This window comes from Inhella sp. (assembly GCF_027532025.1).
GTDB lineage: Bacteria > Pseudomonadota > Gammaproteobacteria > Burkholderiales > Burkholderiaceae_C > Inhella.
On the sequence record NZ_JAPZSY010000076.1, the window covers coordinates 1 to 9,022 of the forward strand.

Genomic DNA, 9,022 nt, shown 5'->3' on the forward strand with positions numbered 1-9,022 from the left:
AGACGGCGTGGCAGCCCCGGCCGGCAGACACGGAAATGGAAGCTGAAATGCTCAGCCGCTTGCTGTTGCGTCTGGGCGGCAAGGCCACCATCGCCACGCCGGAGCAAAAGGCCACCGTAGCGGCAGCCACGCCCAATGTGGTGGAGCCGGAGCGCCTTGACCTGGGTCGCGTGCCCAACGAACTGGTCGTCAATGAGGACTTCGAGCGCGCTTGGCGCCGGGTCGGCCAATCGCTGGATCGCCACGGCTTCACGCTGGAAGACCGCGACCGTCGTGCGGGTCTCTTCTTCTTGCGCTATGCAGACCCCGACAAAGCTGGCAAGGAAGAGCCCGGCTTCTTCGACCGCCTGTTTGGCAAATCCGAAGCGGCTTCGGCCTCGAAGCTGCGCGTGTCGGTCAAGAGCGAAGGCAATCGCTCAGTGGTCACGGTCCAAAACGCCCAAGGTCAGCAACAAACCGATGCCATGGCCAAGCGCATCTTGGGCCTGCTCCAGCAGGACTTGCGCTGACCCGATCGATTGGCCCCGCCGCCACCCCAAGCCGACCTCTCCGGGTCGGCTTTTTTTCTTGTGCGCCGCGCCCCGATGGCGCAGAAAAACAAAAGCCGCCCGAAGGCGGCTTTTGCTCGATCGGGCGCCCGGTTTCGGGCCCCCCATCACCGTCAGCTTAGTTGCTGGCAGCGCCCGAAGCGGCAGGAGCAGCGGCGGCAGCCGAAGCGTCAGCAGCAGGAGCCGAAGCGGCCGAAGCAGCAGGGGCCGGAGCGGCGGTTTCGGCGGGAGCCGGAGCGGGAGCCTCTTCCTTCTTGGAGCAGGCGGTCAGGGCAGCAGCAGCCAGCAGGGCGGCGAACAGGATCGACTTGTTCATTGGGGTCCTCTAGAAGACAAAACGTTTTTACCGGTAGATTTCGCGGCACCCCAGCTCACACTGGAATACCACACCGCGCGCCCCAAACCTGGGTGACGCAGCAAAGGGTTGAAAACCTCGAGCGCTTTCAACGCCTAGCCGACGATTCTAGGGGGATGTTGAGGGATTCCACTCACAAACCCAAAGTACTTAACGGCCATCCCGGGCTTGAGCGTTGCGCAATAGCATCAAACAACTCGACCGCTGCCTGTCGCTCCGTCGCCGCTCGGCTGAACAAGGCTCGGCCATGGTCGAAATCCAGCACCCGCAAGGCACCACTGGCCTCGCCACCCACCACCACCAACAAGGACGTGGGCCAATCCGGCCCAGCCTCACCGGGATCGAAGTCGGCGATTCGCAGCAGATGGTCCCATTTGAGGCGCCACTGCATGAAGCGCGCATGCTGACGATGGGCCTGCTCATAGCTGGGCGAGAGCAACTCCAAGCGCCCGCCCCTGCGCCCCCACAGGGCCAGTGCATCCAGCACCTCGACATCGGACAGCGGCCAATCGACGAAGTCAGGGTCCAAGGCCATGATGCGGCGAGCTTGCCCTTGGCAGGCCGCCAGCAGCAAGCGGCGCCGCAAGGCTCGCAACTCGGGCACGCCTTCGTGGCGGCCCTCGATCAACCCATCGGTGTGTTGGTCGTCAATGGCCATAGCCACCCCCATTCCAAAGCATCCATCACCAAGGCCCGGGCTTCCGGGCTGAGTTGGGCCACATCGGCCGCTGACAAGCAACGCCGATGGGCGAGTCGGGCCAGCAAACGCGCATCGCGGCCTGAGACCCGGTACGCATCCCCATTGAAGAAGACGTGCCAGCGGTCCACCAGCAAGCGGCTCGCAGGCGCCAGGCTCACCCCGCCGAGGGGTTCGCCCTCTTGGGGCACGAACACCTGCTGCGCCTTCGGTTCGCTGAGCCATTCGCCCAGGGCGCGGGCCACTCGCTGCGGGTCGCTCACGGCCCGCTGCAAGGCCTGTTGCGCAAAGGCCTGAAGATCGGCGGGGATGAGCGCCGGGGTCACGGTCGCGGCTTGCTTGGGATCGCGGTAGCGGGTGCGCAAGTCGCTGGGGTCGTCCCCTTCCGGATCCAAGAGACGCGCCAGCAACTGGTCGGCCAACTCCAACATCGAGGGCGCCCGAAAACCAACCGAGGCGGTGATGCAGTCCGCGGCCTCAGCCACCCCATCGTGGGCCCAGCGAGGGGGCAGGTACAGCCAGTCGCCCGGCTCCAACACCCACTCTTGTTCCGGCTCGAAGCGCTGCAGGATCTTGAGGGGGACATCCTCCATCAAATCCAGGTGCCTCTGGCGACCGATGCGCCAGCGACGCCGCCCGCTCACTTGCACGAGGAAGACGTCGTAGGCATCAAAGTGAGGCCCCACGCCTCCGCCGTCGGCGGCCCAGCTGACCATGACGTCGTCCAACCGAGCATCTGGGATGAAGCGGAAGGCATCCATCAACGACCGGGCAGCCGGAACGTGGGCCTCCACGCCTTGCACCAAGAGGGTCCAGCCGGGTTGGCTGCGGGCTGGCAAACGGCGGAAGGGGCCATGGTCGAGACGCCAGCGGCCCTCTTGCTGCCTCACCAGCCGGCTTTCGACGTCGTCGCGTCCCGCCAGCGCGAACAGCTCGGCACGCGGGAGGCGGTCGACCCAATCGCAGGCGCCGCCTCGGACCAGCAAGGGCTTGCGCTGCCAATGTCGCCGCATGAAGCCCTGCGGGCTCATGCCGCCCAGCAGGGCGAGGGGGGCATCCAGCGTTTCAGTCATGCCGCCCATTGTGCTGTGCGAACATGGGCGGATGCATGAAGTGAGCTCCCCCTGCGTCGTCAGCCTGACCTGGCGACTCGAAGACGCGCAAAGCGAATGGATCGACACCTTGGACGACCCCACCGAGTTCCTGATCGGTGGCGATGACCTGTTGCCCAAGGTGCAAGAGGCTTTGATGAACCAACCCGTGGGTGCCGAGGTGGCCGTGGCCCTGGAGCCGGCGGACGCCTTCGGCGAGTACGACTCCAGCCTCGTGTGCTTCGAGCCCAAGCACTTGTTCCCGGCGGAGGTCGAACCCGGCATGCGCTTCGAGGGCTTGCCCCCAGGCGCACAAACGCCCGACATGCCGGCACAGGCCATCTACACCGTGACCGAGGTCTACCCCGAGCATGTGGTGCTGGACGCCAACCACCCGCTGGCCGGCATCGGCCTGCGCATGTACGTGCAGTTGCGCGCCATCCGCGAGGCCTCGGCCGAGGAGATCGAACGGGGCAGCGTGGGCGACAGCCCGGTGGACCTGCTGGACGGCGAGCTGCCCGACGGCCCGTTGCACTGAGCCAAGAGACGGCCTTTGATCGCGGCCGAGTGCGCCGCGACGCGGTGCACCGGCAAGGCAGGACAACACCGCAGGAGCGTGCCCGCAGCGGGGTCAGCCGCGTCCGGTGGAGCCGAACCCGCCCTCGCCACGCTGGCTGGCGCCAAAGGCCTCGACCACGCGAAACTGCGCCTGCACGACCGGCACGATGACCAACTGGGCCAGCCGGTCCATGGGCTGAAGGGTGAAGGCCGACGTGCCGCGGTTCCAACACGACACCATCAGGGGCCCCTGGTAATCGGCGTCGATGAGGCCCACCAGGTTGCCCAACACGATGCCGTGTTTGTGCCCCAAGCCCGAGCGGGGCAAGATGAGCCCGGCCAAGTTGGGGTCGGCAATGTGGATGCTGATGCCCGTGGGGATCAGCTCCGTCTGCCCGGGCTGGAGCGTCAGCGGGGCATCGAGCGCAGCGCGCAGATCCAGGCCAGCGCTGCCGGGCGTGGCGTAGGCCGGCAATTGCTCGGCCAGACGGGGGTCGAGGATCTTCAGGTCGATGGCGGCGAGGGTCATGCGCGGTGCAGGCGTTGGGCCAGTTCGTCGATCAAGTGGCGGGCCAAATCGGTTTTTGGCGCCCGCGGCAGTTCGCGCGCGCCGTCGGCATCGATCAGCAACAGGGCGTTGTCGTCACGGCCGAAGGTGGCCGGCCCGAGGTTCGCCACGATGAGGGGGATGCCTTTGCGCAGGCGCTTGGCCTGTGCGTGCTCCAACAGCTTTTCGCTTTCGGCGGCGAACCCCACGCAGTAAGGCGCACCGGGCAGCGCGGCCACGGTGGCCAAGATGTCGGGGTTCTCGGCAAAGGCCAGCGCAGGCGCCGCGCCGCTGCCGTCTTTCTTGATCTTGTGCTCGGCGATGGTGGCCGGGCGCCAGTCGGCCACCGCGGCGGTGGCGATGAACACCCGGTGTTCGGGCGCCAAAGGCAGCACGGCGGCCAGCATCTCTTGCGCCGATTGCACGTCGATGCGCCGCACGCCGGCGGGCGTGGCCAAGGCCACCGGGCCGGCCACGAGGGTGACGTCGGCGCCCGCGCGCTGCGCCGCCTGGGCGATGGCGAAGCCCATCTTGCCGCTGCTTCGGTTGGTGATGCCTCGCACGGGGTCGATGGGCTCGAAGGTCGGGCCCGCGGTGATGAGCACGCGCACGCCAGCAAGGCGCTGAGGCGTGAACCAAGCCTCCAAGCGTTCGGCGAGGTCGGCGGCCTCCAGCATGCGTCCGTCGCCCACTTCTCCGCAGGCTTGTGAGCCCGCAGCGGGCCCCCAGACCTGAGCCCCATCGGCGCGCAGTTGGCCCACGTTGCGCTGGGTGGCCGGATGGGCCCACATTTCGCGGTTCATGGCCGGCGCCACGATCAACGGGCAGCGTTCCAACGGCCGTGCCAGCGCCGTCAAGCTGACGATGTCGTCGGCCCGGCCCAGCGCCAGCTTGGCGATCATGTCGGCGCTGGCCGGTGCCACCAGCATCGCGTCGGCCTCGCGGCTGGCGTTGATGTGGTGCATGTTGTTGGGCGCGCTGGCGTCCCACTGGTCGAGGATGACCGGGCGTCCCGACAGCGCCTGCATCGTCACGGGCGTGATGAACTGGCAGGCGGCCTCGGTCATCATCACCTGCACGCTGGCACCCGCCTGGGTCAGCAAGCGCACCAGTTCGGCCGTCTTGTAGCCAGCGATGCCGCCGGAAAGGGCCAGCACAAGATGCCGGCCCGTCAAAGTGGAAGTCATGGGCCGGACTCTAGCCCGCCTCTCAGCCAGGTCGCTTCGCTGCCGCACTGGCGCGACGCAGAAACGCGATGAACGCGCTCAAGGCCAGCCCCACCAAGACCAGCACCACGGTACCAACGACCCAAACGGTGGTGACCAAGCCACTGGCTATAGCCCCAAGATCGGGCCAGGACTGCAACCAGCCCTGCAATTCCGGACCCCACTCCACCAGCGCGCTGCGCAAGGCCTGCACCCACTCCAAGCCCAGCATCGCGGCCAGCCACTCGGGCACGGGGATTTCCGGCACATGCGCGGCCCAATCGCCACCCTGCCGCCAGCCATCCCAACCGACCACGAGCTGGGCCAGCCAACACGCGAACGACCACACGCCCCACACCACCAACACCAGGCTCCAAGCCAGTCCGTGCCACACCATCGCCCAGTCCCCCATCAAGTCCAACGAACGACATGCTGCCGCACTGAAGCGTGCAGCGTGCTGAGCCGACGCAAGACCCTGAAGTGGCAAAGCGAATGCCGCGCTCAGACCGCCGCCTGGGCCTCGAACCCCTCCAGCACGTTGACCGCGTTCAAACCCAAGGCATCCACGGCATAGCCGCCTTCCAGCACGAACACGGTGGGCAAACCCAAGGCCGCGATGCGTTCGCCCAGGCGCAAAAAGTCGTCGCTGCGCAACCGGAACTTGGAAATGGGATCGTTCTCGAAGGTATCCAGTCCCAGGGACACCACCAGCGCCTGGGCGTGGCTCTGGCGAATGTGCGCCAGGCCGTGGGCCAGCGCCTGGAACCAAGACTGGGCATCGGTACCGGCTGGCAGGGGCAGGTTCAGGTTGTGGCCCCGCCCTGCCCCGGCGCCGGTCTCGTCGGCGTGGCCCAAGAAGAACGGAAACTCGGTGCGCGGGTCGCCATGCAGGCTGACGAAGGCCACGTCGGCGCGCTCGTAAAAAATCGCTTGGGTGCCGTTGCCGTGGTGGTAGTCGACATCCAGCACGGCCACCCGGGCAGCGCCGGCGTTGCGCAAGGCCTGCGCGGCCACGGCGGCGTTGTTCAGGAAGCAGTAACCGCCCATGAAATCGGGCCCGGCGTGGTGGCCCGGTGGGCGCGTGGCCACGAAGGCGGCGCGTTCGCCCTGGCTCACCCAGCGCGCCGCGGTGGCGGCCGCGTCGGCGCCGGCCTTGGCGGCAGCCCAGGTGCCGGCACAAATGGGGGTGCCGCTGTCCATGCTGTAGACGCCCAGTTGCGCGCTGAACTCGGCCGGCTCGCAGTCGGCCCGCAAGGTGCGAATCGGCCAAGTGGAGGGAAATGGCTGGCGCTCGGCGTTGGCTGGGTCCAAGGCCAGCCAGCGGGCCCACGCGCTTTCCAGGAAGGCCAGGTAGCGCTCGCCGTGCACCTGGGGCAGCACGGCGCGGCTGTCGACCTCGGGCGCGTCGACGCGGTGGCCGCGGGCCACCAAGGCCTCGTGAACGTAGCGAGCCCGGTCGACCTTTTCAAAACAAGGCACCCGCTCGCCGCGGAAGAACTCCGTGGCCGGGGCGTGCAGGGCGTGCAGGGGGGTGAAGACGGTGCGCATGGCGGCATCTTCGCCCGCCTGGGCGTCAGTCGCGGCGGCGGAACACCAAGTCCCACACGCCGTGGCCCAAGCGCAGGCCGCGGGCCTCGAACTTGGTCAGTGGGCGGTAGTCGGGCTTGGGGGCAAAGCCGTCGGCGGCGTTCTGCAAGCGCGGTTCAGCGCTCAACACCGCCAGCATTTGCTGCGCGTAGGGCTCCCAGTCGGTGGCCGCGTGGAAGTAGCCACCGGGCGCGAGGTACTGCACCAGGTCGGCGATGAAGGGCGGCTGCACCAGGCGGCGCTTGTGGTGGCGCTTCTTGTGCCAAGGGTCGGGAAAGAACAGGTGCACGCCGTGCAGGCTGCCCTTGGGGATCATGTCGGCCAGGACCTCCACGGCGTCGTGCTGCACGATGCGCAGGTTGGGCAGTTGGGCCTCGTCGATGCGCTGCAACAGCGCGCCCACACCTGCTTCGTGCACCTCGCAACCGATGAAGTCGAGCTCGGGCTTCAGGGCCGCGATCTTGGCCGTGGCGTCGCCCATGCCGAAGCCGATCTCCAGCACGCGCGGGGCCTGCCGGCCGAAGAGGGAGTCCCAATCGACCAGGCTGCGTTGGTGGGCGATGCAGTAGCGCGGCGCCAGCTCTTGCAGCGCGCGGATTTGACCCGTGCCCATGCGGCCGGCGCGGGTGACGAAGCTCTTGATGCGCCGGTGCGGCGCGCCGCCCTGCTCGGCCTCCTCGGCCGGGTTGGCGGCTTTGGCGGGGCTCGCGTCGTCGTGCTTCGGGTCGCTCATCCGATCACCTCGGCAATCAAGGGCGTGGCCGCCGGGGCCTGCTCGGCGATCTGGCAGGCCGCTTGGTAGGCGGCGATGGCGCGGTCGGCGGCGGCCTCGTCGGCCGCGTGCACCACGGCCAGGGCCTCGCCCGCTTGGACCGTCGACCCCAGGGGGCGAACGGCGGCAAAGCCCACCTGGGGGTCGATGGGGTCGCTGGCCACGCGCCGGCCGCCCCCCAGTTCGATGACGGCGATGCCGATGGCCCGGGTGTCTTGGCCCGCCAGCACGCCAGCCCGCAGGGCGGGCACCGGCTTTTGCACCGGGCCCAGGGCCAGGTGCTGGCCGGGCCGCTCCAGCAGGTCGGTCGGGCCGCCCAGGGCGGCCACCATGCGCGCGAACTTCTCGGCCGCGGCACCGCTGTCCAGCGCGCTTTGGAGCTTGGCCTGCGCCTCGCCCTCGTCGGCCGCCAGGCCACCCAGCACCAGCATCTGGCTGCACAGGGCCAGGGTGATGGCGTGCTGGCGCGGCTCCACGTTCACGCCCTTCAGGTAATCGATCGCTTCCAAGACCTCCAGCGCATTGCCGGCGGTGTGGCCCAGCACCTGGTTCATGTCGGTGATCAAGGCGCGGGTTTTCATGCCGGCACCGTTGCCCACGGCCACGATGCTGTCGGCCAGTTCGCGCGCCATGGCCGGCGTGTCGGCAAAGGCGCCGTTGCCCACCTTCACGTCCATGACCAAGGCCTGCAGGCCCGCGGCCAGTTTTTTGCTAAGGATGCTGGCGGTGATGAGGGGCACGGATTCGACCGTGGCGGTCACGTCGCGCGTCGCGTAAAAGCGCTTGTCAGCCGGCGCCAGGTCGGCCGTCTGGCCAATGATGGCGCAGCCCAGGCGGCGCACGGTGGCATCGAAGAGTGCCGCGTCCGGCCGCGTTTGGTAGCCGGCGATGCTTTCCAGCTTGTCGACCGTGCCGCCGGTGTGGCCCAGGCCGCGGCCGGCGATCATGGGCACGTAGCCCCCGCAGGCGGCCACCAAAGGTCCGAGCATCAGGCTGATCTTGTCGCCCACGCCGCCGGTGCTGTGCTTGTCCACCACCGGGCCGGGCATGTCGGGCCAGTGCATCACGCGGCCGCTGTCGCGCATGGCGCGGGTCAGGGCCACGGCCTCGTCGCGGCCCATGCCTTTCAGGAAGATGGCCATGCCGAGCGCGGCCACTTGGCCTTCGCTCCAACCGCCGTCGGTCAGACCGCGCACGAAGGCCTCGATTTGCGGCACGCTCAGCGCCCCGCCTTGCCGCTTGGTGCGGATGATTTCTTGGGCCAGCATGGGTCAGTAGCCTTGGGCGTGGGTGGCGCGGGCGGTGCCGCCAAGCACGGCCTCGATGTCGTCCAGCAGGCTGCTGGCGCCGATGCGCAAGCGCGGCAGGGCGTCGGCGCCCAGGCGCTCGGTCAGCAGGTCGATGTAGACCTGGCCCTGGGCCACGGTGCGGATGCCGCCGCTGGCTTTAAAGCCAGCGTTGCCCAGGCCGCTGATCGCGATCTCGTCCAGCATGGCGCGGGCGGCTTGGGGCGTGGCGCTGACCGGCGTCTTGCCCGTGCTGGTCTTGACGAAATCGGCGCCGGCGTTGAGCGAGAGTTGGGTCGCCCGGCGAATCAGGGCCTCGCTGCCGAGCTCGCCGCTCTCGATGATGACCTTCAAGGTCAGCGGCTGGCTGGCGTGG

General features: G+C 68.5%; 11 protein-coding genes and 1 pseudogene. 2 read left to right on the forward strand and 10 right to left on the reverse strand.

Annotated features, from left to right (window positions below; all coding sequences use genetic code 11):
• Positions 1–509 (forward strand): outer membrane protein assembly factor BamC (gene bamC, locus O9335_RS10650; RefSeq protein WP_298387685.1); only part of this gene is annotated, 509 nt, incomplete at its 5' end.
• 157 nt (positions 510–666) lie between these two features.
• On the opposite strand, the gene O9335_RS10655 is transcribed toward bamC, so the two are convergent.
• The 3 genes from O9335_RS10655 to O9335_RS10665 form a co-directional block, all read right to left on the reverse strand.
• Positions 667–864, reverse strand: a complete 198-nt coding sequence (locus O9335_RS10655; RefSeq protein ID WP_298387687.1) for a hypothetical protein — start codon at positions 862–864, stop codon at positions 667–669.
• Between the two features lie 172 nt (positions 865–1,036).
• Positions 1,037–1,561, reverse strand: coding sequence for a hypothetical protein (locus tag O9335_RS10660; RefSeq protein ID WP_298387689.1), 525 nt, complete (start codon positions 1,559–1,561; stop codon positions 1,037–1,039).
• Entirely contained in the window at positions 1,528–2,673 is a 1,146-nt protein-coding gene (locus tag O9335_RS10665; RefSeq protein ID WP_298387691.1) for a cupin domain-containing protein, read from the reverse strand. Before O9335_RS10665 ends, O9335_RS10660 begins: the two co-directional genes overlap by 34 nt.
• Positions 2,674–2,704: 31 nt before the next feature.
• On the opposite strand from O9335_RS10665, the gene O9335_RS10670 reads away from it, so the two are divergent.
• Positions 2,705–3,229: a peptidylprolyl isomerase gene (locus O9335_RS10670; protein WP_298387693.1), complete on the forward strand. Its 525-nt coding sequence runs from the start codon at positions 2,705–2,707 to the stop codon at positions 3,227–3,229.
• Positions 3,230–3,322: 93 nt separating this feature from the next.
• On the opposite strand, the gene dut is transcribed toward O9335_RS10670, so the two are convergent.
• From dut to O9335_RS10705, 7 genes and pseudogenes are all read right to left on the reverse strand, one after another.
• Complete coding sequence (gene dut, locus O9335_RS10675; protein WP_298387695.1) at positions 3,323–3,778, reverse strand: dUTP diphosphatase; 456 nt, start codon at positions 3,776–3,778, stop codon at positions 3,323–3,325.
• Positions 3,775–4,983 (reverse strand): bifunctional phosphopantothenoylcysteine decarboxylase/phosphopantothenate--cysteine ligase CoaBC, encoded by a 1,209-nt coding sequence (gene coaBC, locus O9335_RS10680; RefSeq protein WP_298387698.1) that lies wholly within the window; start codon positions 4,981–4,983, stop codon positions 3,775–3,777. Before coaBC ends, dut begins: the two co-directional genes overlap by 4 nt.
• A 22-nt stretch (positions 4,984–5,005) precedes the next feature.
• Positions 5,006–5,422, reverse strand: coding sequence for a hypothetical protein (locus O9335_RS10685; protein WP_298387702.1), 417 nt, complete (start codon positions 5,420–5,422; stop codon positions 5,006–5,008).
• A gap of 80 nt (positions 5,423–5,502) precedes the next feature.
• The gene (locus O9335_RS10690) at positions 5,503–6,549 is read right to left on the reverse strand and encodes a histone deacetylase family protein (protein ID WP_298387705.1); all 1,047 of its coding nucleotides are present in this window, start codon (positions 6,547–6,549) and stop codon (positions 5,503–5,505) included.
• Positions 6,550–6,574: 25 nt separating this feature from the next.
• Positions 6,575–7,321 (reverse strand): tRNA (guanosine(46)-N7)-methyltransferase TrmB, encoded by a 747-nt coding sequence (gene trmB, locus O9335_RS10695; RefSeq protein ID WP_298387709.1) that lies wholly within the window; start codon positions 7,319–7,321, stop codon positions 6,575–6,577.
• The gene (gene deoA, locus O9335_RS10700; protein WP_298387712.1) at positions 7,318–8,628 is read right to left on the reverse strand and encodes a thymidine phosphorylase; all 1,311 of its coding nucleotides are present in this window, start codon (positions 8,626–8,628) and stop codon (positions 7,318–7,320) included. The genes trmB and deoA overlap by 4 nt, the downstream gene beginning before the upstream one ends.
• Before the next feature lie 3 nt (positions 8,629–8,631).
• Positions 8,632–9,022, reverse strand: a pseudogene (locus tag O9335_RS10705) (deoxyribose-phosphate aldolase); the annotation flags it as partial.